Here is a 25920-nt window from a genome sequence, read left to right on the forward strand (position 1 = left end):
GATGACCTGGCATCTGCAAAACGAGGGGCACGGTGTGAACCAGAAGCGCATCCGGCGGCTGATGCGGCTCATGCGTTTGATGCCGATCTACCAGAAGCCCAACACCAGCAAGCCGAGAAAAGGGCACAAGACCTATCCCTATTTGCTGGGCGGACTGCGTGTCCATCGCCCAAGCCAGGTCTGGTGCGCCGATATCACCTACCTGCCGATGCGGCGCGGCTTTTTGTATCTGGTTGCCATCATGGACTGGTTCACACGCAAGGTCCTGGCCTGGCGCATCTCGAACACGTTGGAGGCTGACTTCTGCGTCGAGGCGCTGAACGAGGCCATCCACCGCTTTGGCGCCCCCGAGATCATGAACACCGATCAAGGCAGCCAGTTCACGTCCTTCGCCTGGACTGACCGCCTGAAGCGCGTTGGCACCCGGATCTCGATGGATGGCAAAGGCCGCTGCATCGACAACGTCTTCATCGAGCGCCTGTGGCGATCGCTGAAGTATGAATGCGTCTATCTGCACGCCTGGGAAACAGGATCACAGGCAAAGGCCGCCATCGGATATTGGATCACCTTCTACAACCATCGGCGGCCACACACTGCCCATGGCGGGCAGCCGCCTGCCGTGGTCTACTTCAACAGCATCGAAACCGATCAGCAGGCGCGGGCAGTAGCTTAAATCAGCCGGGAATCTGTCCAAGGATCGGGGAGTAGCTCATGTCACCGCTCCACTTCGAAGCCGTGAGTCACGCACAAAAGCGCAAATCAATGCGTCCTGACCCTGGCATGGGCCCAACAGCTAAAGAATTCCATTGTTATCAAATATGGACATATAGTTGGGTGCATTCGATCGTAAGTGTTCTGCCTATACAGTGGTGCTGCCGCGCATACCGACCGCGACCGCGCACCGTGCGGAGCCTCCATTTTTCAAAGCAATCTCTCCAAGTGAGGAGTTCAACCGAGAAGATCCGTCGCCGGGTTCCCCTCGATCTCCACATCCGCGTAGTAGCGCTGTGCCTGCAAGGCCGAGCTGTGCAGCGAGAGTTTCATAGCGGCCGCCAGCGGGACGCCATCAAGCGCTGTCTGGGTCAGGAACCCGGCGCGTAGCCCGTGCGGGGTGGCATAATCCTGAGGCAGCCCTGCCAGAGCCAGTCGATGCCGCAAGATCACCCGTAGCGCGTCGGATGCCAGCCGCCGTTTCAGGATCCGCCCGGAGCGCGAAACGGGCCGGAACAAGGTGCCGCTGGCGTCCGGGTCGAGATCCAGCCAGTCCTGTAGGGCAGCGGCGGCCCGCCCTTTCAGGGGCAGGCGCGGCGCTGCGTCCTTGCCGGTGGTTTTGGTTTCCAGCAACCGCAGCCAAAGCACGCCCTTCTCTTTCCAGTCTTTGGCGTCGATATCCGCATGATCGAGGCCGCTCACCTCGCTGCGGCGCCGGCCGCCGGAGGCGAAGGCCAGCATCAGCATGGCGCGATCGCGGATGCCGCGGGGGGTGGCATCACAGGTTGCGAGCAGCGCCTCGAGAACGTCGCGGGTGATCGGCCGCGGCGACTTCGGCTTGCGGGGCCGGGCCGTCGCGCGTCGGGCTTTCACCCGTGCCTGTGCCACGACAGGGGCCTCGAAGGGGGAGGGCAGGTTGCGCATCCGGTGAAACGCCCTCCAGCTGGCGATGCGGCGGTCCAGGGTGGCCGGGGCAGGGCAGGCAAGACTGCGGCGCAGCCCCTGCGCGATCAGCGCCATTGCCACGGCCTGCGCCGGGTGCCTCGGGTCCTTTAACGCAGTGGAGTGGTCGAGGACGAAGCGCAGGGCGACGGCATCGCCCTCCGGCCAGACCAGGTCGGCCCCGAAGCTGAGCCGCTTCCAGGCGGCGATGTAGACGAGATCGCGCTCCCAGGCCCGCAGCGTGTTCTCCGGGGTGCCGCGCCGGTATAGCTCGGTCAGGTCGGCCTGCATCTCGGGCAGGGCAAGAGCGGAGACGGCGGATGGGAGAGCAGGACGGGTCAAAGGCAATTTCCGGAGCGGGTTTTCCTGCCCGAGGATGCGGGCGAACGGGCGTGAAAGCAAGAGTCATGATAAGGGATACTTATCGTGACAAATGAGTTGCATTGATGGATATCGACATAAACCGCATAACGAGATTAAACTGCGGATATGAACTCGCACCGCATTGTTCCTGAATGGTCTGATGACGATCCGCGCTGGTCGCGGACCTCCCTCTATGACCCCCCGGAGACCGATGAGGCAGACAGCGGTGACGTATGGGATCTGCCCTTACCTCGCGCCGATCGCCGCGACCTGCTTGATCCGAGAGCCTGGCGCGCCGCCGAAGCCGCGTTGGCCGCCGATCTGGCGCGGACGGCCCAAGCAGTCGGACGTCTCGATGAAGCAGTGTTCCGGCTGGGGCCCGGGGCGATCCAGCGCCTGGCGTATCGGGAGGTGGAGGCGATGAGCCGCGCCGAAGGCGTCTGGCTCGACCGTGACCGGATCGGCCGGTCAATGCTGGCCGCCGGCGGCGATCCCGAACGCGCCCGGGTATTGGGCCGCGCCCGTTGGGCGCTGCGCCGGCTCTGTACTCCACCGGGAGCCGCCGGTGATCTGCGCCGCTTTTTGGGTTTGCACGAAATCAACGGGGCCGGGCGGGACATCGAGCCCGGGCTGCCGGAGGTGCGCCCGATCGGTCCGGCATTTGAGGCAGCCGAGGCCGATTGGCGGGCGGCGCTGGATCGGCTTGGCCCCGCGCATCCCCTCACTGCTGCGCTGTTTGGGCTGCGCGCCTGGCGCTTGGCCGGCCTGTCGGCACCCGAGGATGTGATCGAGGCCGCCACCGGCGCGGGCCGCGCCGCCGCTCTGGAAAATCGCGCGCTGCCGTTTGTGCCCCTCGCGCCGCGGGGGCTGTCCTGGGGCAGGGGCGGGGCGGTCGAGAATCTGCTCGCGCTCTGGCTGGCGGAGATCCGCGACGGCGCCCTGACGTCCCTCGCCGAGCTCGAGCGCGTCGCACTCTGGCAGCAACGGGCGCTGGCCGGGGTGGCCAATCTCGGCGGCGCCAATCCAGGGCGCGTGATCTCGGCGCTTGCCGCCCGCCCCTATGCCACTGCCGAAGATCTGGCCACCGCCGCCGGTGTCAGCCGCGACACCGCCGAGCGCCTGCTCCCAAAGCTGCTGGCGCGGGGGCTGGTGCGCGAGATCACCGGACGCGGGCGGTTCCGTCTCTGGGCGGCAGGAACGTGATGTGGACTTGGGGGCCTTTAATTGAGTTAGATAACCTCGGGACTCATCCGATATGGAAGGCCGAGTTGGGGTGGACCGTTAGACATACTGGCACTGACATGCTCGACAAACTGACCCGCGACCGGACTAGGTCGTGTTGAATAAAGGGATTCTGCTGGCTCGGGTCCTGTGATTCAAGCTCATCTCTACGTGGGAGGTGATCTTAGCTCGCAACCTTATATCCGACGGTGACTCAGCCTTCTTCGAAGGCTTTATTCGTTCAGTTCGTCGCCCGAACGGGCGTAGACCTGCGGAACATCATCCTGTTCTGGATGGCATATTCTGAATTGCGCGAACTGGTGCAGCTCGGCGTGACCTGCCCGAAGAGTTCGGCAAGTGGTCGTCGGTCTACCTCAAGTTCCGCCGCTGGACGTTGGCAGGGCTGTGGGAGGACATCTTGGACGCTCTCAACCATGCTGGAGTTGCGCCGGACAAGCTGCAGATGGTCGACAGCACTTTGATGCGGGCGCATCATCATGCACCGGGCGCAAAAGCGGGACTCTGAAAGAGGCTCTTGGCCGTTCAAGAGGTGGGGTTTCGACCAAGATCCATCTGCGCGTCAACGGTGCTGGCCTCCCGATGAGGACCGAGGTCACACCGGGGCAGGATTCCGACTTCACCGGCTATGATCTGGTGATGGCCGAAAACCTGCCGCAGCCCGCCATTCTGGTCGCCGACAGAGGCTATGACTCTGATAAAATCCGCGAAGATACCGAGAGTCGCAACGCCCTGACGATGATCCCGATGCGCAAGCACCGCAAGGTTCGCAAGAGTGTCGATATGACAATCTACACTCTGCGCAACATGGTCGAGCGGTGCTTTTACAAGCTGAAGAACAGTCGCCGGCTCGCAACCCACTACGACAAGACCGCAGGCAGCTTCATCGGTTTCGTCGTCATAGCCTGCATCAGACTATGGCTCCGTCATTTGTTAACATTACCTAGGCAGGTAAACCACAGGGTCATCATCACCGCCGTTGTCAGAAAGCTGGTCACCATCGCAAATGCATTCCGCAAAAGTTGTCAAAAATAGGCGGACCATCCATCCTGACCTGAGCGGTACGATTGCTAGGTCTTGGAGAATGGGCGCCGAATAACATGCCGATGGCAAATTTTAGTTGTGTTCGGCGCACAATCTCGTCCTCTGTCTCAAACCTCGGCGAACCGCGCCCTGTCATATCGCCAGTATGGGTGACCAGCTGAAATTTGATAGCCGAGATCGATCCGAGGGCTTCTTGCAACGATGTATGATAGTGTGATCACCGGGATGACCGGGACATCCTTATGGACCCGGACCTCCATTTCGTTCGCGAGCTCGGCGCGTTTCTCGAAATCTGCTTCATCCATCGTTTTGTTCAGCAGCTCGTCGCAGCCGGGGATCGCCACACCGTAATGGCTCAGGTTCCTCCCGCCGCTGCCATCCGCCTTCACCACGGAGAACCCCGCCAGCATGTCCTGGAACGGGCGCGTCGGCACCGGCGGATAGGTGAAGGAGGTCAGCGTCAGGTTGTTCTTGTCGCGGCGGTTGTCGGCAAGGAAGGTCGCATGATCCACGATCTGCAGGTCGAGCGTGATACCCGCTGCACGCAGTTGTTCCTGCAGCATCAGCATGATCGAGGCATAATCCTCCCGCGCACTGGTATAGCAGGGAATGGACAGGCCGTTTGGAAACCCTGCCTCGGCCAGAAGCTCGCGGGCTTTGGCGATCTTGTCCGGCACATCCGCATCGGCATTCTGTTCCGGCAAAAGGGTGCCGGGAATGCCCGGCGCGATGATGCCCAGCATGGGTTGGCCGAAGTCACCGAACGCACCGGCGATGGCCGATGCGTCGATTGCCAGCCGAAGGGCGTGGCGCACCCGCAGATCGTCCAGCGGTGGGCGGGTCAGGTTCAATTCCAGATAGTTATGGCTGCCCGGACGGGTGAAATCGAACTGCGTCTCCGGCGCCCAGTTCGCCAGTGCCGTCGCCCAGCCGGGCGAACGCGCACCCTCGATCACATCAACCTCGCCCGAGGCAAAGGCGAGCGTTCGGGCCGTTGTGTCGGCGATGAAGTCCATGCGGAAATAGGGGATCTGGGCAGGACCGTCGAAGTAATCGGGATTGGCCGCCAACAGCACGCTTTGCTCGGGTCCGGCGGATTCGACCTGATAGGGACCGCTGCCAATGGGGCCGTAGGCAAAGCCTGCCTCGCCCAGTTCCTCATATGCCTTGCGCGAATAGATATAGGCACCCGTCGGCGTCAAGCAGTCGCAGAACAGGGGGTCGGGCCGATGAAGGGTAAATACGACCTCGTGCGAGGAGGGGGCATCGACCGCGGCGATGTTGGAATAGCTCGTCTTGGTATAGGTCAGGATCGTGGGGTCGAGGTGTCGGGAAAAGACGAACGCGACGTCGGCGGCCGTCAACTCTCCGTACCCTTTGTGGAATTGCACGCCGCGACGAAGGAAAAATCGCCATTCGGTGCGTGTCTCGTTGGTTTCCCACCGTTCGGCAAGCAGCGGTTCGAATTGTTCGGGGGTCGTGGCGAATGTTCCGCTGGGCGATTTGACCAGCGTGTCGAAGATCTGGCAGATGCCGACCTGCACCGGACCTGCGATCTTGACCGAGGACGGGTCAAGCGTCGTGGCATACCGCACCGCTGCCCCGTATCTGATCGTGTTCTGCCGCGTCGCTGCCGCCTTTGCGGGCCGTGGTGCCGCGGCGATGACGCCAAGCGCCGCCCCGCCAGCCAGAACGGCCCGTCTTGAGAATTTCGTCATGCTTTCCTCCCTCGCGTGCCGTGTCCGTGCCGTTCTCCTCAGACGGCGCGGGCGGCATCAACTCTCCATGAATCGTTTGCTCGACGTCTCGATATGAACGCGCATCGCGGCTTCGGCGCCGGCGGCATCGCCGTCGCGTATCGCGGCCAGAATGGCGTCATGTTCGGTATTGGTCACGCTGGTGGTCTGTGCGTGGAACGACCGGCGGAACAGATGCACATGCGTGTGCAGCCGCCCGATCGCCTCTTGCAGCAGGTGGTTGCCCGATCCTGCGCAGATCATGTCGTGGAACTGGCCGTCCTTTCTGGCAAAATCGGCATAGCCGCGGCGTTCGGAAACGGCGGTGATGCGGTGCATCTCGTCGTTCACGGCGGCAAGACGACGTTTGTCGGTCGCCGTCATGCGGATGGCGGCCTGGGCGGCGGCAAAAGGTTCCAGCAGCAGCCGCAGTTCGTAAAGCTGGCGCAGCTGGTCATCCTCCATCTGCGTTGCGGCGCTGTATCCGATCAGATGCTCCTTCACGACGAGGCCCTGCACCTCCAGCCGCGAAAGCGCCTCTCGCACGGGGGTTTGCGATACGCCCAAGGCGCGCGAAAGCCCGTCAATGCCGATGCGGTGTCCCGGCGGGATCTCGTGCGACATCAGGCGCGCGTAAAGGGCGTTGTAAACCTCGTCCGCCAGACGCGCGGGGCGTGCCAGCTCGGTGTTCGGCGGGGCGGTATTTCTGGCGGCCATGGTTCCAAACCTCTTGACTTGATCCTGCATATCACCCTAGCGTCCACCTATCAATACCATATCGTATCGGATATGATAACCGAATGAACATCCAAGAATCAGTTTTACGCCGGGTTGCGATGCGCGCTTTGGTCCGCGTTGCGCCAGAAGAAAATGCCCGCCAGCAGGTCGATCTTCTGCTGGAGGCGGATTTGCGGGGCGTTCCCTCGCACGGGTTGCTGCGGCTGCCGCGGGTCATCGACCGGATCGCCAATGGCGTGACGGACCCTGCCGCAACAGGTCGGCACGAATGGCTGGCCGAGGGGTATCTGGATGTCGATGGCGGGCGGGGCCTCGGGCCAGTCGTCGCGCTGTCGGCTGTGGCTGCGCTGAAGGACCGCGTGGCGCGGACCGGCATTGCCGTCGCGGGGGTGCGCAATTCCAACCACATCGGAATGCTGGGCTATTATGCCGAGGCTGCGGCACGCGACGGTCTGACCATGATCGCGCTGTCCACCAGCGAAGCGCTTGTCCATCCGTGGGGCGGGCGGCGCGCGATGATCGGCACAAACCCCATCGCCATCGGCGTTCCGGTCGGCGCGGGAGAGGTGTTCATGATGGACACGGCCACGGGCGTCGTCTCGATGGGCGAAATCTACGATCACGCCAATCGCGGCCAGCCGATCCCTGACCACTGGGCGCTGGATGCCGAGGGGCGTCCGACCACCGACGCCACTGCCGCCAAATCCGGGGCCATCGCGCCGTTCGGGCAGGCCAAGGGCTATGCGCTCGGCCTTGCGTTCGAACTGCTGGTGACGACGCTGGCGCAATCGGCCATCGGGCGGGCGGTGCAGGGCACGCTGGACGACGACCGCGTCTGCAACAAGGGCGACGTGTTCATCCTGATCGACGGTCCTGCCGTCGATCTGCGCGGATATCTGGAGGAGCTGCGGGCCATGCCTGCGGTCGAAGGGGCGAACGGTGTCCTCATCCCCGGCGAACGGGGGCGGGCCTGTCGGGAGGATCGGTTGCGGTCGGGTGTGCCCGTCGCGGACGAGGTCTGGCACCGGATTGTCGAACTTGCGGGAGGGGAAGAATGAAGAATGCAACCATGTTCGGTGTGACGCGCGCACCTGCGAACCTGATTTTCGGGGCGGGGCAGCGCCATGCGCTTGGCGATTATGCCGCGCAGTTGGGCCGCAGCGCCTTGGTCGTGACGGATGCGCGGATGGCGGGCGATCCCGAGATGGCGGCGATGCGCAAGTCCTTGGAGGATCGGGGCGTTGCTGTCACCGTGTTTTCCGAGGTGGAAGCGGAGCTGCCGCTGTCCTGCATCGCGGCGGGCGTCGTGGCGGGGCAGGGGGCCGAGGTCATCGTGGGCATCGGCGGTGGAAGTTGTCTTGATGCCGCTAAGGTCATCGCGCTCTTGCTGAAGCATGGCGGGCAGGCGTCGGACTATTACGGCGAATACAAAGTGCCGGGGCCGGTGCTGCCGCTGATCGTCATGCCCACCACGTCGGGGACGGGGTCCGAGGCGACGCCCGTTGCCGTGCTGGCGGATGAGGGGCGCGAGATGAAGATCGGCATCTCTAGCCCGTTCCTGATCCCGCACACCTCGATCTGCGATCCCGAACTGACGCTGACCTGCCCGCCGGGACTGACCGCAGCCTCGGGTGCGGATGCGCTGACCCATGCGATCGAGGCGCTGACGGCCGCTGCCTTCGACCCCGCGCCGACGCTTTCGACCGAACGGGTTTTCGTCGGGCGCAACACCCTGTCCGACGCCCATGCGTTGGAGGCGATCCGCCACATCTCGGCCAACCTGCGGGCCGCCTGCAAACCGGATGCGAGCCTTGCGGCACGCGAGGGGATGATGATGGGCGCGACACTTGCGGGGCTGGCCTTCGGCAGCGCAGGGACGGCTGCGGCCCATGCGATCCAGTATCCGGTGGGTGCGCTGACCCATACGCCGCACGGCATCGGGGTCGCGGTGATGATGCCCTATGTCATGGCCTTCAACCGTCCCGCTTGCGAACCGCAGATGGCTGCCATCGCCGCCGCAATGGGCGCATCGGATGCCGTCGAGGCGGTGGCACGGCTGTTCGCCGATGTCGGCATTCCGCGCACGCTGGCCGATCTGGGCATCACCCCCGACCAGCTTCCGCAGATCGCAGAGAAGGCGTTCCTTAGCGCGCGTCTGGTCCGAAACAATCCCCGCCCCCTTGGCCCCGCCACCATGCTGGCACTGGTCGAGGCGGCTTTCGAGGGCCGCCTGGACGGCCTCGACCAACCCATTCTGGAAATGGAGACGATCTGATGAACGCCATGCAGGACATCCGCGCGAAGCTGGGCTTTGCCATCGAGGACGTGCCGACCGACCTGTGGATCGGGGGCGAATGGCGCAAGGGATCGGGGCGGCTCGACGTGTTCGACCCCTCGACCGGGGCGAAGATCGCCGATGTGGCCGATGCTTCGCTGGACGATGCGATGGACGCGGTGCGCGTCGCGCACGAGGCGCTGCCCGCCTGGGCGGCCACACCGCCACGCAAGAAATCCGAGATCCTGCGCCGCTGTTACGAGCTGATGATCGAACGCCGCGACATGCTGGCGGAATTGATCAGTCTGGAGAACGGCAAGGCACTGTCCGACGCACAGGGCGAAGTCACTTATGCGGCTGAATTCTTCCGCTGGTTCGCCGAGGAAGCCGTGCGTCTGAACGGCGAGATCTATCACGCGCCCTCGGGGGCGAACCGGATCATCGTGCAGCATCAGCCGATGGGCGTTGCGGTTCTGGTGACGCCGTGGAACTTCCCCGCTGCGATGGCGACGCGCAAGATCGCGCCCGCGCTGGCGGCAGGCTGCACCTGCGTTCTGAAGCCTGCAACGGAAACGCCACTGACCGCCTATGCCCTTGCCGCGATCTATGCCGAGGCGGGGGTGCCTGCGGGCGTCGTCAACGTTATCACCACCGGTAAATCCGGCGCGACGGTCAGTGCAATGCTGCACGACCCGCGCGTGCGCAAGCTGTCCTTCACCGGCAGCACCGAGGTGGGCCGCAAGCTGCTGCGCGAGGCGGCGGATTGCGTCATCTCCTGCTCCATGGAGCTTGGGGGGAACGCGCCGTTTCTCGTCTTCGACGATGCCGACATGGACGCCGCGATCGAGGGCGCGATGGTCGCCAAGATGCGCAACGGGGGCGAAGCCTGCACGGCGGCCAACCGATTCTACGTCCAGCGCGGTGTGGCCGATGATTTTGCGCGGCGGTTGGCGGACCGGATGGGTGCGCTGGTTGTGGGCACGGGTTATGACAAGGCCACCCAATGTGGCCCCGTCATCAACAAGGACGCGATGGACCGCATCGGCGGGCTGGTCCGCGATGCCGAGGGTCGCGGCGCCAAGGTGCTGACCGGCGGCACGGCGCTGGACCGCGACGGCTACTATTTCCCGCCGACCGTGCTGACCGGCGTGCCTGCCGATGCCGAGATCGCGCGCGAGGAAATCTTCGGCCCCGTCGCAGCCATCTTCACCTTCGATACCGAGGAGGAGGCCATCGAGGCCGCGAACGGTAGCGAATACGGCCTGATTTCCTACGTCTACACCACCGATCTGGCACGCGGTCTCCGCGTGTCCGAGGCGATGGACAGCGGCATGGTCGGTCTGAACCGCGGCGTCGTGTCGGACCCGGCAGCCCCCTTCGGCGGCACCAAGCAGAGCGGTCTTGGCCGCGAGGGCGCGCATCACGGCATCCTCGAATTCTGCGAAGTCAAATACATCGCCGCAAGCTGGTGACCGGCATGAAGATCAAATCGGTCGAGCCGTTTCAGGTCACCATGGGCGCGGGCACCGGCTGGATGCCCCGCAGCGCCTTCGTCAAGATCGAGCTGGAGGACGGCACGACGGGCTGGGGCGAGGCATCGCCGATGCACGGCGGGCTTGCCTCGCTCGGGATCATCGCGCGGGACATGGTGCCGTATCTGGTGGGCAAGGACCCGCTGGATCACGCTGTGCTGCTGGACACGCTGATGCATCGCTGCATCAAGCTGGGGCCCGACGGCGCTGTGACCGCGGCGCTTGCCGCGCTGGACATCGCCTTGTGGGACATCAAAGGCAAACTGCTGGGCCAGCCGGTCCATAAACTGCTCGGCGGGGCGTGGCGGGACGAGTTCACCTGCTATGCCTCCATCGGCGGCAATGCCGCGCGGACGGTTGATCAGGTGGTGGCCGAGGTTGCCCGCCGCGTGGAGACCGACCGGCCCGCTGCGGTCAAGATCCGCTGGGACGGCGACCGCACCAGGCTGGACGTGGATATTCCCGGCGACATCGCCAAGGCCCGTGCGGTGCGCGAATTGCTTGGCCCCGATGCGGTGATCGGCTTCGACGCCAATAACGGCTATTCCGTCGGCGGCGCGATCCGCGTCGGGCGGGCACTGGAAGACCTCGGCTACAGCTGGTTCGAGGAGCCTGTGCAGCATTACCACGTCCGCGCCATGGGAGAGGTGGCGCAGCGGCTGGACATCACCGTCTCGGCCGGCGAGCAGACCTATACCCTTCAAGCGCTGAAGGACCTGATCGAGGCCGGCGTGCGGATGATCCAGCCCGACATCGTGAAAATGGGCGGGATCACGGGCATGATGCAATGCGCGGCGTTGGCCCATGCCCACGGGGTCGAACTGGTGCCGCACCAGACCCAGCCCGCCATCGGGCATCTGGCGAACCTGCATGTGTTGTCCACCGTGATGCATCTGACGCGTCCCGTGGAGCTGGCCGACATGTGGGAACGCGGCGCGCCGGTGTTCCGCAGTTACGCCAAGCCCGACAACGGGCGGTTCGCGCTGCCGCAGGCGCCGGGTCTTGGCGTGGATATGGACGAAGAAGAACTGATGCGGCGCAAGCTGCCGATCTGACGCCGTGCCGGTCCCTTGGAGGAGGGACCGGCGTGGATGCCAAGCCATAGGGGAGGAGAGGGCGATGTTGCGCATTGTCTTGACGCGATTATTCGATGCGATACCAACAGTGCTGCTGGTGCTGACGCTGGTATTCGTCTCGCTCCGGCTGTTGCCGGGCGATCCGGCGCTGGTGGCGCTTGGCGATCAAGCGACGGCGGAACAGCTGGAGCTGTTCCGCGAACAGACGGGGCTGAACGCGCCGATCTGGGAACAGTATCTGACATTCCTGCGTGATGCGGTGACGCTGGATTTCGGCACCTCGCTGATTACGGGCCAGCCGGTTCTGGACACCATCGCCCGCAACCTGCCCTATACGCTGGAACTGACCTTCGTCGCGGTGCTGCTGGGCGCGCTGATGGGTATTCCCTTCGGCATCTTTGCCGCCGTGCGCAAGAACAAGCTGCCCGACCAGTCGATGCGGGTGTTCACGCTGATCGGCTATGCGATCCCCGATTTCTATTTGGGCGCGTTGCTGCTTTTGTTCTTCGGGCTGAACCTCGGGCTGTTTCCGGTGATTGGCGGCGGCGAGGGGTTCCTTGACCGCCTGCACCACGTCGCACTACCCGCGCTGACGCTGGCCTTCGTCAAGATCGCCTTCATCGGCCGCCTGACCCGCACTGCGTTGCTGGAGGTTCTGAGCAAGGAATACGTCCGCACCGCCCGCGCCAAGGGTGCGCCGGAACGCGACGTGCTGCTGAAACACGCGATGCGCAACGCGATGCTGCCGGTGACGACGGGGCTTGGCTTGTCGATCCTTGCAACCCTGTCCGGTTCCGTCGCGATCGAACTGGTCTTCAACCGTCCCGGCCTGGGCGAGATGTTGATGAGCGCCATCGCGCAGCGCGATTATCCCATGATTCAGGGCGGCGTCATCGTATTCGCGCTGTTCGTCGTCGTCGTGAACACATTGGTCGACATCGGTTACCAGATCGTCGACCCCCGTCTGAGGAAAGCGGCATGAGCAGCATTGACGCCAACCCCGCCCTGTCCCTGTCGCGCAGCCGGACCGACATGTTGCGCAAGACGCTGCTGTCGCGCCCATCGACCGTGTTCGCGGTCGTCGTCATCGGCATCTTCACCGTGGTCGCGCTGTTTGCCCCGTGGATCGCGCCCTATGATCCGCTGGCGCAAAGCTTCTTCAAGGTGAACCAGTATCCGTCATGGGAGCATTGGCTTGGCACCGACCAGTTCGGGCGCGACGTGCTGTCGCGCATCATCCATGGTTCGCAAAACTCACTGCTGTTCGGCGTCATGGCGCCGACCATCGCGATGGTGGTGGGCACGACGCTGGGCGTCGTCTCGGGCTATTTCGGCGGGATGGTGGATCGGCTGGTGACGCGGGTGATCGACATGCTGCTGTCTTTTCCCGAACTGCTGTTTGCGATCATCGTGGCGGCGGCGCTTGGCGGCGGATTCTGGAGCGTGCTTCTGGTGATGACGGTCGTGTTCATCCCCGGCTTTGCCCGCGTCGCGCGATCCGCCACGCTGGCCGTGCGGCAGGAACCGTATATCGAGGCCGCTGTCGCGATGGGCATCCGCACGCCGCTGATCATCATCCGCCATGTAGTGCCGAACATGTTCGCGTCGACCATGTTGATGATGACGCTGTGGATCGCATCGGCCATCCGGCTGGAGGCGACGCTGAGCTTCCTCGGCATCGGCACCCGCCCGCCCGAGGCAAGCTGGGGCAACATCATCCGCGACGGGCTAACCAACATCTTCGGCTCGCCCTGGGCCATCATCGGGGCGGGGTTTTCGATCACGCTGGTCGTGCTGGCCTTCAACATAATCGGTGACGCCCTGCGCGACGCGATGGACCCGGAGAGCGCGGAATGACCCGACATATCCGGTATGGCGAGGCGGGGCGCGAGAAGGCAGGCATAGCCGGTATCGAAGATGTGCGTCTTGGCGCCTGCGTGGCCGATGTCGGCAAGTTCATCTGCGTCGGGCTGAACTATCACTGCAATGCGCGGTCCTTGGGACTGCCCACGCCGTCCGAACCGGCCATCGCGATGAAGCCGCTTTCGGCCATTTGCGGCCCCAACGATCCGATCGAGCTGCCGCGCGGGTCGGTGCAGACCGACTGGGAGGTGGAGTTGGGCGTGGTCATCGGCAAACGCGCGAAATACGTGACCGAGGCCGAGGCGCGATCCCATATCGCCGGATACTGCCTCGTGAACGATCTGTCCGAACGCAGCCATCAGCGCGACAGGGGTGGCGATTCCAGCAAGGGAAGGGGGCATGACAGCTTCGGCCCCATCGGTCCGTGGTTCGTGACGGCGGACGAGATCCCCGACCCGCAGGCGCTGGACCTGTGGCTGGAGGTGGACGGCATACGCGTCCAGTCCGGCAACACCGCCGACATGATCTTCGGCGTCGACCACCTCGTCTCCTACATCTCGCAATTCATGACCCTGCTGCCGGGCGATCTGATCGCGACCGGAACGCCCGCCGGCATCGGCATCGGCATGTCGCCCCCGCGCTTTCTGTCCGCCGGACAGCGTGTCCAGCTGGGCGGAACCGGCCTTGGCACGCAGGATCACATCGTCATCGCATCGGAGGTTCCCGCATGACCGGCCCCGTCCTTTCCGTCCGCAATCTGGCCACCAGCTTCCGCAAGGGGCAGGGGTGGAGCCGCGTCGTCAACGGCATTAGTTTTGACGTGGCCCCGCGCCAGACCGTTGCCGTGGTGGGTGAATCCGGTTCCGGCAAAAGCGTTACCGCCATGTCGATCATGCGGCTGCACAATCCCGAGAAAAGCCGCGTCGAAGGGCAGGTCCTGCTGGAGGGTCGCGACATCCTTGCGCTGCCCGAGGCGCAGATGCGCCGCATCCGCGGCAACGACATCGCCATGATCTTTCAGGAGGCGATGACCAGCCTCAATCCGCTGCATCCCATCGGCAAGCAGATTTCCGAAGCGATCCTGCTGCACAACGATTGCTCGGCTGACGAAGCAAAGCAGCGCGCGGTGGCGCTTCTGGACAAGGTGCGAATACCCTCGGCGGCGTCTCGATACGACGATCTGCCGTTCAACTTCTCGGGCGGAATGCGTCAGCGCGGGATGATCGCGATGGCGCTGGCCTGCAAGCCCAAGCTCTTGATCGCGGACGAGCCGACGACGGCATTGGACGTGACCATTCAGGCGCAGATCCTCGACCTGATCCGGGAGTTGCAGCGCGAAGAGGGCATGGGCGTCGTCTTCATCACCCACGACATGGGCGTTGTGGCCGAAATCGCGGATCAGGTCGTGGTGATGAACCGTGGCGACGAGGTCGAATCCGGTTCGGTCCGCGACATCTTCTTCAATGCGACCCAACCCTACACACGCAAGCTGCTGGGCGCGGTTCCGCGTCTGGGCTCAATGGCGGGAGAGCCGCTGCCGCGCAAGTTCCCCGAGATCGACGGCGTGACGGGCGCGGCGCTGGAGCGTGACGTAATGCCCGACACGGTGCGCCACGACCAGCCTCCGGTCTTGTCGATCACCGGTGTGACGACGCGGTTCACGATCAACAAGGGCCGTTTCGGACGTGCCTCGGGGCGCGTGCATGCGGTGGAGAACGTCAGCTTCGATCTGATGGCGGGCGAGACGCTGTCCATCGTCGGCGAATCCGGCTGCGGCAAATCCACGCTTGGCAAATCGATCCTGCGGCTGGTCAAATCGCAGGAAGGCAAGGCCCTCTTGAACGGGCGCGACCTGTTCGGACTGTCGAAGTCGGAGCTGCGTTCGGCACGGCGCGACATCCAGATGATCTTTCAGGACCCCTTCGCCAGCCTCGACCCGCGCCAGAGCGTCGGTCGCGCCATCGCGGAACCCTATCTTGCCCACGGCATGGGAACCGAAGCCGAAGCAGGCCGCGTCGTCGGCGACCTGCTGGAGCAGGTGGGCCTGTCCGCCGACATGGCGCAGCGTCTGCCGCACCAGTTCAGCGGCGGGCAAAGGCAGCGCATCTGCATCGCGAGGGCGCTTGCCCTGTCGCCCAAGGTGATCGTCGCGGATGAAAGCGTCTCGGCGCTGGATGTCTCGGTCAAGGCGCAAGTTATCAACCTGATGCTGGACCTGCAGGCGAAATACGGCCTGTCCTATCTGTTCATCAGCCACGACATGGCTGTGGTCGAGCGCATCAGCCACCGCGTTGCCGTCCTTTACATGGGCGAGATCGTGGAGATCGGCCCGCGCGAGGCGATCTTCGCCAACCCGCAGCACCCCTACACGAAGCGGCTTCTTGCAGCCGTGCCAATCCCCGATCCCGACCACAAGCGGCCCTCCAAGGTCGCCGATGTGACGGAGTTGCGCAGTCCTATCCGCGATCTGGATTTTGCCCCGACCCGCCGTGATTACAGGCAGATCGGCGAAGGGCACCTTGTTATGGCGTGATGCATGTGGCTGACTAGCAGCGTCAGTCCAAGAATCGAGCCATGATCTGGTTAATCAGGATCATATCCTCAGTCGCATCGGCGATATCAGTCTGGACCTCTTCGCCGGACAGCGCCTGGTGGAAAGCCAGCCATTCGCCGACGAATGCGTCCTGACGTGGCGGCTGCATTGTGGTTTCGGTGACACCGCTGCCCGCGGCATCCTTCATATGCAGCCGTGCGGGATGGTGACGGATGAATGGCGAGTCGTAGTCCAAACGCACGATCCGCGTGTCGTTCATCACTTCCAGACAGGCGTCGAAACGGGCGATCTGGTCCACGCCCGTCTCGAAGTGGCAGATGAAGTCGCCGTAGTCGAAATCCACCTGCAGGAACCGCCCCTCTCGCCGGTGTCGAGCTGAAATCACGGCCTTCGGCATCCCCAGCACACCCCGCATCGTGGACAGACTGTGCGTGGATAAGCCAAGCAGCAAATTGTGCACAAAGGCGCGCGGCCCTTCGTCGGTGCCCGCCACGGCGATGGCGGCGGCCTTCGTCGCACGCGACACCTCGTCGTGAAGGTATTTCGGAACGTCGTTGCCGGTGATGATCGCCGCTGTTGGATCAACGAAAGCGCTGTTGGGGCCGATGATCTCGCGCAAACGAGCCATGTTGATGCCGCCCTGCATCGCGGCGACCAGATGCGCCGCGTCGTGGAAGGCGGGTGTGTGGCGGCGCATGTAGCCGATCTGCACCGTCGCGCCCGTTTCACGCGCGGTGGTGGCAAGAAGGTCCGCTTCCTCGACCGTCAGGCACATGGGCTTTTCAATCAGCACATGCTTGCCCGCCTGCATCGCGGCGACGGCGTGGGGCCCGTGCAGCGCCGAGGGGCTGGCGACCAGCACAGCGCGGACGTCGGGATCGGCCAGCAGCGCCTTTACGCTGTCATGCGGCGCTGCGCCGGGCAGGCGACCCGCCACCCCGCGCAGGACGGTGGGCGAGGCGTCATGAAGCGCTGCGATCCTGAACCGGTCAGAAAGTTGCGCCAGCGCGGGGATGTGTAGGTGCTGCGTGACCAGACCGCAGCCGATCAGCCCAATACCGACGGTCACCGTGCCACCTCCGGCGCGGGGGCGGGCAAGGATGGCATCGGGGGCAGTGCCGCCTCAAACCCCGCGATGTCTGACAAAAGCAGGCGGGCCTGCGTGCCCCAGCCGTCGATGACGACATCGGGATGACCGTCGCCGTCCAGATCGCCTTGGCTCATGCTCCAGCTGCGGCCCACGGTGATGCCGGGCACAACATCGCCTGTCACGTCGGTGAAGCCACCGTCACCGTCATTCTGCCACGCGCGTAGTTGCAAGGGCACGAAGCCCGGCACCTGGATCGCGCCGACCAGCAGATCCGGCGCGCCGTCGCGGTTGAAGTCCACGACCGTTCCCGCCCAGCTAGAGAATGTGTGCTTCGGTAGACGTTCCGCCGTCTCATCGCTAAATCGGCCTTCACCGTCGTTGATCAGCAGGCGGGTCTGGGGATCCTTCTCCCACCCCTGATTGTTGCTGGTGATGCTGAAGAATACGATGTCGTTCCAGCCGTCGCCATTGGCATCGAACACATGAACCTCGCGCGTTTCCATCGGAACGGGCAGGTCCAGCCGGTCCGACGCGTCCGTGAAGACGCCGCTTCCGTCGTTCAGAAGCAGCCGATTTGGGTGCGAGGGACTGGCGATGACCACGTCCAGATCGCCGTCATTGTCCATGTCGGCCAGCGCCACCCCCTCGGTCTGGTCGTCGGTTGCGGGCAGGTGGCTGTCGGTCGCGTCAATGAAGTGGCCCGGGTTGTGGGAATCGTTTAGAAACAGAATGTTGCGGGCCGGAACGATGGAGGCGCCATGGTCGACCTCGCCCGTGCTGCCGATGAAGATATCGGGCAAGCCATCGCCGTTCAGGTCGCCCAAGGCAAGACCATTGGCCTGACCCATGCGGGGCAGCCTGTCGCTGGCATCGGTGAACCCACCCTGCCCGTCGCCAAGGAACAGCTGGCTCACCTCGTCGGATTCGGCCACGGACACCACATCGGCATTGCGGTCACCGTCGAAGTCCGCCGTTCGCACATGCTCACTGTCATGCATAACGGTGCCGAACGCATCGGGTTGGTAGCTGAGCGTGCCACCCTCGTTGAGGTAAAGCCGATTGACCCCGTATTCGACCGACAGCACCACATCCAGATCGCCATCATTGTCCGCATCCAGCATGGCCGAATCCGTTGCGTGAAGGCTGGATGCGAGGGGCATTTTCGTCGCCGTCGCATCCACGAAGGCCGAGGATGGCGCTTCGGGGATAACGGCGAAGGCGTCGGTGGCGGGATCGCGGTCTTGCGCGGCCAAGGGGCCAGCGGCAAGACAGGTTGCGGCAAGGAGTAGACGGTTCATTCTGGACCTTTCTGGCAAGGGCTTTCCGTCAAAACTGGTGCCGGGCAGCGACCGGACTAGATGGCCTTCGTTGCATGGACATATGAAAACCATGCATGCAATTAGTTGGGCGCCCCGATGGTTTTGAAGAACGAACTTCCCGATCTCGCCACCTTCGCCGCCGTGGCCGAGGCACGGAGCTTCACCCGTGCTGCGGGGCAGCTCGGCATGTCGCAAAGTGCCCTCAGCCACGCGATCCGCCGGTTGGAGGAACGGATGGGCGTGCGCCTTCTGACACGCTCCACCAGAAGCATCGCGCCAACCGAGGCGGGCGAGCATCTGCTGGCAACGCTTCGGCCCGCGCTGGACCGGATCGAGGGGCAGGTCAATGCGCTGACGACCCATCGCGACCAGCCGGCGGGAACGATCCGCATCTCCAGCGCCGACCACGCGGCAGAGACGATCCTATGGCCTGCATTGCAGCGGTTCCTGTCCGAATACCCCGGCGTCACTGTCGAGGTGCAGGTCGAGAATGGTTTCGTCGACATCGTGGCGGAGCGGTTCGACGCGGGCATTCGGCTGGGTGCGAACGTGGCCAAAGACATGATCGCCGTGCCAATCGGGCCGCCGGAACGATTGGTCGTCGTTGCCTCTCCAGCGTATCTTTATCGCCACCCCGCGCCTAGTGCCCCACGCGAGCTTGTGGATCACCTTTGCATAGACCGGACCTATCCCAGCCGCGGTGGCGTCTCGACCTGGACATTCCAGAAGAATGGCATCGAGGAGAAGCTTCGTGTGAACGGCCGGCTTGTCTTCAACCGGCCGGAGATGATCGTCGACGCAGCTCTCGCGGGCTTCGGAATTGCCTATCTGCTCGAATCTCAAGTGCAATCGCATATAGACAGCGGCAGGCTGGTCAAGGTGCTGCGCGACTGGTGTCCCTCGCTTCCGGGGTATCACCTTTATTACGGCAGCAGGCGCCAGCACGCTGCAGCCTTCAAGCTATTGGTTAATGCGCTGCGGTTTCACACCGACAAAATGGCTGAGTTTCCGCGCGGCTCCGAAACGTCAGCGGGCTCGAAGGAAATAGATCGGGGGAAGGTGTAGCAGCTTTCGTATAGGCTTTGCGTCACCGCTGGACGCTATCAAAGTCACAATTACTTGGATCCTACTCGTGGAGATCAAACATCAGGCGAACTATTTTGAGGTTGTGCAAAGCATTTGGGGTCGCTGCCGTTGTCTCATCAGCTTTTGTAACCACTGTCCGGCGCTCCAGCGATCGAAAGGTGGTTCATGGCCTGTGTATAGGTGACGTCTCGCTGGTAAGGTTCGCCAGCCTTAATGTAGGCGTTGGTGCCGCTAAATATCTTCGGCATAGCCACGCTTTCATTTAGGTCCCACCAAATTCTGATCGACGAATTGGTGAGCTGTCCTGCAGGATGGCTTTGCTACACAGTGTGCGCAAGCACCTAGTTCCGCAGTGACCAGAGAACCGTAATGCCGCCACAGTTTTGCAGAGTGATACAATCTCCAGACTGAGTCTGCAGGATAGCTTAGCGTCGTAAACGAAAATCCCCTGAGTGGTCACGCCTTCGGCAGAATCCGCACCGCGCCCCTGTCGGCCGAGGAGGCAAAGGCAGCATAAGCTTTTAGCGCCGTCGTCACGTTGCGCTTGCGCGGGGCCGAGGGTTTCCAGCCGGCCGCGTTCTGCGCGGTGCGACGCGCCTCAAGCTCCGTTTCCGGCACGGCAAGGTTGATCGTGCGGTTCGGAATGTCGATCTCGATCAGGTCGCCGTTGCGCACCAGACCGATCAGCCCGCCCTGCGCCGCCTCGGGCGAGGCATGGCCGATCGACAGCCCCGAGGTCCCGCCCGAGAACCGCCCGTCGGTGATCAGCGCACAGGCCTTCCCCAGCCCTTTGGATTTCAGGTAGCTGGTCGGATACAGCATCTCCTGCATCCCCGGCCCGCCCTTCGGCCCCTCGTAGACGATGACGACCACGTCGCCCGCCTTGACCTTGTTCGACAGAATGCCTTTGACCGCGTCGTCCTGCGATTCATAGACCACGGCGGGGCCGGTGAACTTCAGGATGGATTCGTCCACGCCCGCCGTTTTGACGATGCAGCCGTCCAGCGCGATGTTGCCCTTCAGCACGGCCAAACCGCCATCTGCGGAAAACGGCGCGTTGACCGACCGGATCACGCCGTTCTGGCGATCCAGATCCAGCGTTTCCCACCGTGCGCTCTGGCTGAAGGCGGTCTGCGTCGGCACGCCGCCCGGGGCCGCGCGAAAAAAGTTGTGGACCGTCTCGCTGTCGCTGCGGCTGATGTCCCAACGGTCGATGGCGTCGCCCAGCGTGGGGGTGTGGACGGTCGGCGTATCGCGATGGATCAGGCCGCCACGCTCCAGCTGGCCGAGGATCGCCATGATCCCGCCTGCGCGGTGGACATCCTCCATATGGACATCGTTCTTGGCGGGGGCGACCTTGGACAGGCATGGCACCTTGCGGCTCAGCTGGTCGATATCCTCCATGCCGAAGTCGATGCCGCCCTCATGCGCGGCGGCAAGGATGTGCAGCACGGTGTTAGTCGATCCGCCCATCGCGATATCCAGCGACATCGCATTCTCGAACGCCTTTTTGTTCGCGACGTTGCGCGGCAGGACGGATGTGTCATCCTGTTCGTAATAGCGACGGGCGATGTCGACGATGACATGCCCCGCCTCCAGAAACAGCCGCTTGCGGTCCGAGTGGGTCGCCAGCGTCGATCCATTGCCGGGCAGAGACAGGCCAAGCGCCTCGGTCAGACAGTTCATCGAGTTCGCGGTGAACATCCCCGAGCACGACCCGCAGGTCGGGCAGGCCGACCGTTCGATCGCGTTCACGTCTTCGTCAGACACGCTGTCATCGGCGGCGGCAACCATCGCGTCGACCAGATCCAGCGCCTTGGTCTTGCCGTTCAGCACGACCTTGCCAGCTTCCATCGGACCGCCGGAAACAAAGACCGACGGGATGTTCAGCCGCATCGCCGCGTTCAGCATGCCGGGCGTAATCTTGTCGCAGTTGGAGATGCAGACCATCGCATCGGCGCAATGCGCGTTGACCATGTATTCGACGCTGTCGGCAATGATCTCGCGCGAGGGCAGCGAATACAGCATGCCGTCATGACCCATCGCGATACCGTCATCGACGGCGATGGTGTTGAATTCCTTGGCGACACCGCCCGCCGCCTCGATCTCGCGCGCGACAAGCTGGCCGAGGTCCTTGAGGTGGACGTGACCCGGCACGAACTGCGTGAACGAGTTGACCACGGCAATGATCGGCTTGCCGAAGTCCCCGTCCTTCATGCCGGTGGCGCGCCAGAGACCACGGGCCCCTGCCATGTTGCGGCCATGCGTAGTGGTGCGAGAGCGATAGGCTGGCATGATACTACCTGCGTTGGTTGTTCGACGCGCACTGAGCGCGGATCTTTGGCTTGGCTAGACCCGCTGCAGTGCGATGGCAATGCCTTGGCCGACACCGATGCACATGGTGGACAGGGACTTCTGCCCCGGCACAAGTTGCAACGCCGCCGTTCCGGTGATCCGCGCGCCGGACATGCCCAACGGGTGACCCAATGCGATGGCGCCGCCGATCGGGTTCACGCGCGGATCGTCGTCGGCAATTCCCAGATCGCGCAGCGTGGCGATGCCCTGGGCGGCGAACGCCTCGTTGAGTTCGATTACTGCGAAATCTGCTTGGGTCAGGCCCAGCCGAGCCATCAGCTTTTTTGACGCAGGTGCCGGCCCGAAGCCCATGACGCGCGGCGCAACGCCCGCCGTGGCCCCGCCCAGAACGCGGGCGATGGGTGTCAAGCCGTGCTTTTGCGCCGCTGCTGCTGAGGCAAGGATCAGCGACGCCGCGCCGTCATTGACACCGCTCGCGTTCCCAGCCGTCACCGATCCGTTCGGGAACAGCGGCTTCAACTTCGCCAAGGCTTCGGCGGTGGTCGCACGGGGATGTTCATCCTGCGTCACCACCAGCGGGTCGCCCTTGCGCTGCGGAATGGTGACGGGCGTGATCTCTTGGGCCAGACGGTCGCGCGCGGCGGCGGCTTTGGTCTGCGAGGCCAGCGCCATTGCGTCCTGCGCCTCGCGGCTTATGCCGAAATCATCCGCCACGTTCTGTCCCGTCTGCGGCATGGAATCGACGCCATAGGCCGCCGCCATCGCAGGGTTCACGAAACGCCAGCCGATGGTGGTGTCGTGAATCTCGGCAGCGCGGCTGAACGCGCTTTCGGCCTTGGGCATCACGAAGGGTGCGCGGGACATGCTTTCGACCCCCCCCGCGATCATCAGGTCCGCCTCGCCCGCAGTAATCGCCCGCGCCGCCGTCAGCACCGCATCCATGCCCGACCCGCACAGACGGTTGATGGTCGTGCCGGTGACCTCCACCGGCAGNCCCGCACAGACGGTTGATGGTCGTGCCGGTGACCTCCACCGGCAGCCCCGCTAGCAAGGATGACATGCGCGCGACGTTGCGGTTGTCCTCGCCCGCCTGATTGGCGCAGCCGAAGATCACGTCGTCCACCGCCTCCCAATCGACGCCCGCGTTCCGCGCCATCAGCGCCCGCAGCGGGATCGCGCCAAGATCGTCGGCACGCACCGACGAGAGTGCCCCGCTGTAGCGCCCGATGGGGGTGCGGATGTAATCACAGATATAAACGTCTTTCATCTCACCACTCCGATAGATTTCGTCCCGTTCGATGGCGTAGCCAAGTGCAGAACGACTAGATCAGCGGTTGGGGGGCGCTCGAGGTATTTGAACCGAGTGCCCCACTGGCAAATAAAACCTGAATTGCTTCGTCGTCACAGCCCAGATCTTTTAGGATTTCCTTTGTATCCCAGCCTTTAGGATGCGCAGTCGTCTGAAGCCTTGAATATACACCATTGAAGCGCGCCGTGGATCGGATCGCTGTTACCGTGCCTTCCGTGGGGTGTTCCTCGCTCGACAAGAGGCCGACCGCTTCCAGGTGCTGATCCTGGGGCAGTGTTTCGAGGGTATGACAGGGCATAGCTGCGACATCTGCTTGCTGGAAGATATCCAGCCACTCTCGTGTCGTCTTCCCGAACAGTCCCGCTCCCCGCACAGCAAACCAAGCATCAACGTTCTTTGCGCGGGCGGAAACGGTCTTGAACCGCGGGTCATCCAGTAGCTCTGGCCGGTCAATTGCCTTCAAGAAAGCACGCACCTGAGAATCGGTGTTAATAGTCACCGAGATCCAGCCGTCCGACGTCTGGAGTGGCTTATTCTTGGGGTTTAGGAGCCGTCTGTCGCCGGCCGCACCTACCGGAGGATCAAAGGTAGCCTGAGCCAGATGTTCCTGCAGCACGAATGCCGCCATTGTCTCGAACATTGGAATCTCAAGCGTCGTCCCGATTCCCGTAGACTGTCTATAGACATAGGCGGCCATGATTGACCCGGCCGCGATTTCACCGACAGCATGGTCGCAAATTACCATCGGCACGTAGGATGGCACACCATCCCGCCCGAGGAACAATCCTGGAATGCCGGCCGCGCCCTGCACTACACTGTCGTATGTTGGACGCCCGGCATAAGGCCCATCTGTGCCATATCCGGTGATAAGGCAGTGTATCTTTTCGGGATGCCGCGTCCGAATGGTAGCTCCGTCCAATGATAGGCGCTCCAAAGCCTGGGGGCGCATATTAGCAACGATGACATCCGCCCATGCGACGAGACGTTCCATAAGGTCTTTGGATTCTGGCGCCTTTAAATCGATGCAAATGTTTCGTTTGCCCCGATTCAGGTGAAGGTAGGTGCCGGAATGCTGACCTGTCGGAGATAGCCCTCCTAGGCCACGCATCAGATCGCCGTCTGGCGATTCGACCTTGATGACCTCTGCTCCGTATTGCCCCAGGCGCCACGTGCAGATGGGTCCCACCACAACGCTTGTTAGATCTAAAACGCGCATCCCGCGAAGCGGTGACAGTGCGCCTTCATCGAGAACCGTTTTCTGGCTGCCCATACTCATAATATCCAATCCTCCCTTAGGCCACACTTCCGAACTGTGCGGGCGCCGCGCCCCCACGCGGTCGTTCCAAATCGACGCCACTGTGGCTTCATTATTTTCACCTATGCTATAGTTGACATCAAATATGAAATGCTGCAAGAGGTGGAGAGCGAGGTAGGGGAGGACTGCGCAATGCTCATGAAAGATAAGGTTTGCGTTGTAACGGGAGCCGCATCGGCCTCCGGAATTGGCAGGGCAACCGCAGAGCTTCTTGCCGCGAACGGTGCGGATGTCGTCATGCTGGATATGAGCGATGCAATTCAGGCCGCTGCTTGCGACATTGCTTCACGCCATGAAGGGCGGACGATCATAGGCTATCAATGCGATATCACTTCGCCGGTAGCCTGCACGGCTGCAGCGCAGAAAGTGTCCAGACGTTTTCCGAAGATCAACGCGCTAATACACTGCGCGGGCCTGATCAAATCCGGCCGGTATGATGAGATCGAACCTCAGGATTTTGATCTCGTCGTGGCAGTGAACCTGACGGGATCGTTTAATATTGCGAAAGCTTTTGCGCCTACACTGATTGCCAGCGGAAAAGGATCGATTATCAATCTCGCTTCGGTCGCCGGACAACGAGGGGGCGGACTGGTGGGAGGCGCACATTACGCCGCTTCGAAGGGCGGCGTTCTCGGCCTGACCAAATCCCTGGCGCGAGAGTTGGGTCCTCAAGGTGTTCGAGCGAACGCAGTCTGCCCTTCGCTGATTGAAACGGGGTTTGTGACGGGATCCGTATCAACGGAACGCATCCGTGACTTGACGTCCTCAATCCCGCTGGGCCGGCCGGGCCTACCTGAAGAGGTGGCATCAGTCTGCATGTTCCTTGCGTCGGATCTTTCATCCTACATCACTGGCGCGACGTTGGACGTCAACGGCGGCAGCCACATCCACTGACGGCTCCCGCACTCGGGATATGCTGACAGCAATGCCTCTACATAAAATTGGAGATCAAGATGGCGACTAAATTCCATCACATCAATCTGTGCTCCACGGACATTCCCGGATTGGCACAATTCTATCAGAATGTTCTGGAGCTGGATGAAACCTTCTACGGCAGCCAAGGATCGGATCGCAAGCAGATCACGAACCAAGGTTATGGCGGTCATGTGACCTTCCTCACGGATGGCAACACGGAGATGCACCTCGCCACCCGAGATCTGACGGTCGCCTTCAAGACCAAGCAAGCAATCAACCCTCTTGATCGTGGCCACATCGCATTCCGCACAGATGATATTGAAGGCGTTAAGCGTCGCTTGACCGAGAGGGGCATCCCTTTCTCCGACTTTGGGACTTGGGCGATCGAGGGATGGCAGCAGATCTTTTTCTACGACCCCGACGGAAACATCGTCGAGGTTCAACAGGTCGAAGACGCGAAGGTCTGATCACTACACCTGTGGGGATTGAAAGGTCCG

Annotated in this window: 20 protein-coding genes and 2 pseudogenes; 14 read left to right on the plus strand and 8 right to left on the minus strand. The window is 63.0% G+C overall.

The genetic code is table 11. The features are described 5' to 3' along the window. Window positions 1-673 (plus strand): IS3 family transposase (locus E2K76_RS17360; RefSeq protein WP_136685715.1); only part of this gene is annotated, 673 nt, incomplete at its 5' end. Window positions 674-948: 275 nt separating this feature from the next. Here the strand turns inward: E2K76_RS17360 and E2K76_RS17365 are convergent. Then, complete coding sequence (locus tag E2K76_RS17365) at window positions 949-1944, minus strand: tyrosine-type recombinase/integrase (protein ID WP_136685716.1); 996 nt, start codon at window positions 1942-1944, stop codon at window positions 949-951. 198 nt (window positions 1945-2142) lie between these two features. Between E2K76_RS17365 and E2K76_RS17370 the strand changes: the two genes are divergently transcribed. Both E2K76_RS17370 and E2K76_RS17375 read left to right on the plus strand, forming a co-directional pair. Beyond that, a complete protein-coding gene (locus E2K76_RS17370; RefSeq protein ID WP_136685717.1) occupies window positions 2143-3219 on the plus strand; it encodes a hypothetical protein in 1077 nt (358 codons plus the stop codon). A gap of 196 nt (window positions 3220-3415) precedes the next feature. Beyond that, window positions 3416-4194 (plus strand): annotated as a pseudogene (locus tag E2K76_RS17375) (IS5 family transposase); the annotation flags it as partial. A gap of 212 nt (window positions 4195-4406) precedes the next feature. Here E2K76_RS17375 and E2K76_RS17380 read toward each other — a convergent pair. Both E2K76_RS17380 and E2K76_RS17385 read right to left on the minus strand, forming a co-directional pair. Then, a complete protein-coding gene (locus E2K76_RS17380; RefSeq protein WP_136685718.1) occupies window positions 4407-6017 on the minus strand; it encodes an ABC transporter substrate-binding protein in 1611 nt (536 codons plus the stop codon). Window positions 6018-6074: 57 nt separating this feature from the next. Continuing rightward, window positions 6075-6752, minus strand: a complete 678-nt coding sequence (locus E2K76_RS17385) for a GntR family transcriptional regulator (protein WP_136685719.1) — start codon at window positions 6750-6752, stop codon at window positions 6075-6077. Window positions 6753-6835: 83 nt separating this feature from the next. Between E2K76_RS17385 and E2K76_RS17390 the strand changes: the two genes are divergently transcribed. From E2K76_RS17390 to E2K76_RS17425, 8 genes are all read left to right on the plus strand, one after another. Next, window positions 6836-7831: an Ldh family oxidoreductase gene (locus E2K76_RS17390; protein WP_136685720.1), complete on the plus strand. Its 996-nt coding sequence runs from the start codon at window positions 6836-6838 to the stop codon at window positions 7829-7831. Next, entirely contained in the window at window positions 7828-9048 is a 1221-nt protein-coding gene (locus tag E2K76_RS17395) for an iron-containing alcohol dehydrogenase (protein ID WP_136685721.1), read from the plus strand. The genes E2K76_RS17390 and E2K76_RS17395 overlap by 4 nt, the downstream gene beginning before the upstream one ends. Continuing rightward, entirely contained in the window at window positions 9048-10520 is a 1473-nt protein-coding gene (locus E2K76_RS17400; protein WP_136685722.1) for an NAD-dependent succinate-semialdehyde dehydrogenase, read from the plus strand. Before E2K76_RS17395 ends, E2K76_RS17400 begins: the two co-directional genes overlap by 1 nt. A 5-nt stretch (window positions 10521-10525) precedes the next feature. Beyond that, a complete protein-coding gene (locus E2K76_RS17405; protein WP_136685723.1) occupies window positions 10526-11635 on the plus strand; it encodes a mandelate racemase/muconate lactonizing enzyme family protein in 1110 nt (369 codons plus the stop codon). 64 nt (window positions 11636-11699) lie between these two features. After that, a complete protein-coding gene (locus E2K76_RS17410; RefSeq protein ID WP_136685724.1) occupies window positions 11700-12638 on the plus strand; it encodes an ABC transporter permease in 939 nt (312 codons plus the stop codon). Next, window positions 12635-13513: an ABC transporter permease gene (locus tag E2K76_RS17415; RefSeq protein ID WP_246033006.1), complete on the plus strand. Its 879-nt coding sequence runs from the start codon at window positions 12635-12637 to the stop codon at window positions 13511-13513. Before E2K76_RS17410 ends, E2K76_RS17415 begins: the two co-directional genes overlap by 4 nt. Next, complete coding sequence (locus E2K76_RS17420) at window positions 13510-14250, plus strand: fumarylacetoacetate hydrolase family protein (protein ID WP_136685725.1); 741 nt, start codon at window positions 13510-13512, stop codon at window positions 14248-14250. Before E2K76_RS17415 ends, E2K76_RS17420 begins: the two co-directional genes overlap by 4 nt. Next, complete coding sequence (locus E2K76_RS17425) at window positions 14247-16052, plus strand: ABC transporter ATP-binding protein (protein ID WP_136685726.1); 1806 nt, start codon at window positions 14247-14249, stop codon at window positions 16050-16052. The genes E2K76_RS17420 and E2K76_RS17425 overlap by 4 nt, the downstream gene beginning before the upstream one ends. Before the next feature lie 22 nt (window positions 16053-16074). Here the strand turns inward: E2K76_RS17425 and E2K76_RS17430 are convergent, their stop codons facing one another. Both E2K76_RS17430 and E2K76_RS17435 read right to left on the minus strand, forming a co-directional pair. Next, on the minus strand, window positions 16075-17142 hold the full coding sequence (locus E2K76_RS17430; protein WP_169053373.1) for a Gfo/Idh/MocA family protein: 1068 nt from the start codon (window positions 17140-17142) through the stop codon (window positions 16075-16077). Next, entirely contained in the window at window positions 17139-18461 is a 1323-nt protein-coding gene (locus tag E2K76_RS17435; RefSeq protein ID WP_136685728.1) for an FG-GAP repeat domain-containing protein, read from the minus strand. Before E2K76_RS17435 ends, E2K76_RS17430 begins: the two co-directional genes overlap by 4 nt. Window positions 18462-18578: 117 nt before the next feature. On the opposite strand from E2K76_RS17435, the gene E2K76_RS17440 reads away from it, so the two are divergent. Beyond that, a complete protein-coding gene (locus E2K76_RS17440) occupies window positions 18579-19547 on the plus strand; it encodes a LysR family transcriptional regulator (RefSeq protein ID WP_136685729.1) in 969 nt (322 codons plus the stop codon). Window positions 19548-20024: 477 nt separating this feature from the next. On the opposite strand, the gene ilvD is transcribed toward E2K76_RS17440, so the two are convergent. The 3 genes and pseudogenes from ilvD to E2K76_RS17455 form a co-directional block, all read right to left on the minus strand. Beyond that, entirely contained in the window at window positions 20025-21863 is a 1839-nt protein-coding gene (gene ilvD / locus E2K76_RS17445) for a dihydroxy-acid dehydratase (RefSeq protein ID WP_136685730.1), read from the minus strand. A gap of 54 nt (window positions 21864-21917) precedes the next feature. Beyond that, window positions 21918-23151, minus strand: a pseudogene (locus E2K76_RS17450) (thiolase family protein). Between the two features lie 55 nt (window positions 23152-23206). Continuing rightward, complete coding sequence (locus tag E2K76_RS17455; RefSeq protein ID WP_246033007.1) at window positions 23207-24469, minus strand: CaiB/BaiF CoA transferase family protein; 1263 nt, start codon at window positions 24467-24469, stop codon at window positions 23207-23209. Between the two features lie 171 nt (window positions 24470-24640). Between E2K76_RS17455 and E2K76_RS17460 the strand changes: the two genes are divergently transcribed. Next, the gene (locus E2K76_RS17460) at window positions 24641-25402 is read left to right on the plus strand and encodes an SDR family NAD(P)-dependent oxidoreductase (RefSeq protein WP_136685731.1); all 762 of its coding nucleotides are present in this window, start codon (window positions 24641-24643) and stop codon (window positions 25400-25402) included. A gap of 59 nt (window positions 25403-25461) precedes the next feature. Then, a complete protein-coding gene (locus tag E2K76_RS17465; protein ID WP_136685732.1) occupies window positions 25462-25890 on the plus strand; it encodes a VOC family protein in 429 nt (142 codons plus the stop codon). The last annotated feature ends 30 nt before the right edge of the window (window positions 25891-25920 follow it).

Source organism: Falsirhodobacter xinxiangensis (assembly GCF_004959935.1).
GTDB lineage: Bacteria > Pseudomonadota > Alphaproteobacteria > Rhodobacterales > Rhodobacteraceae > Falsirhodobacter > Falsirhodobacter xinxiangensis.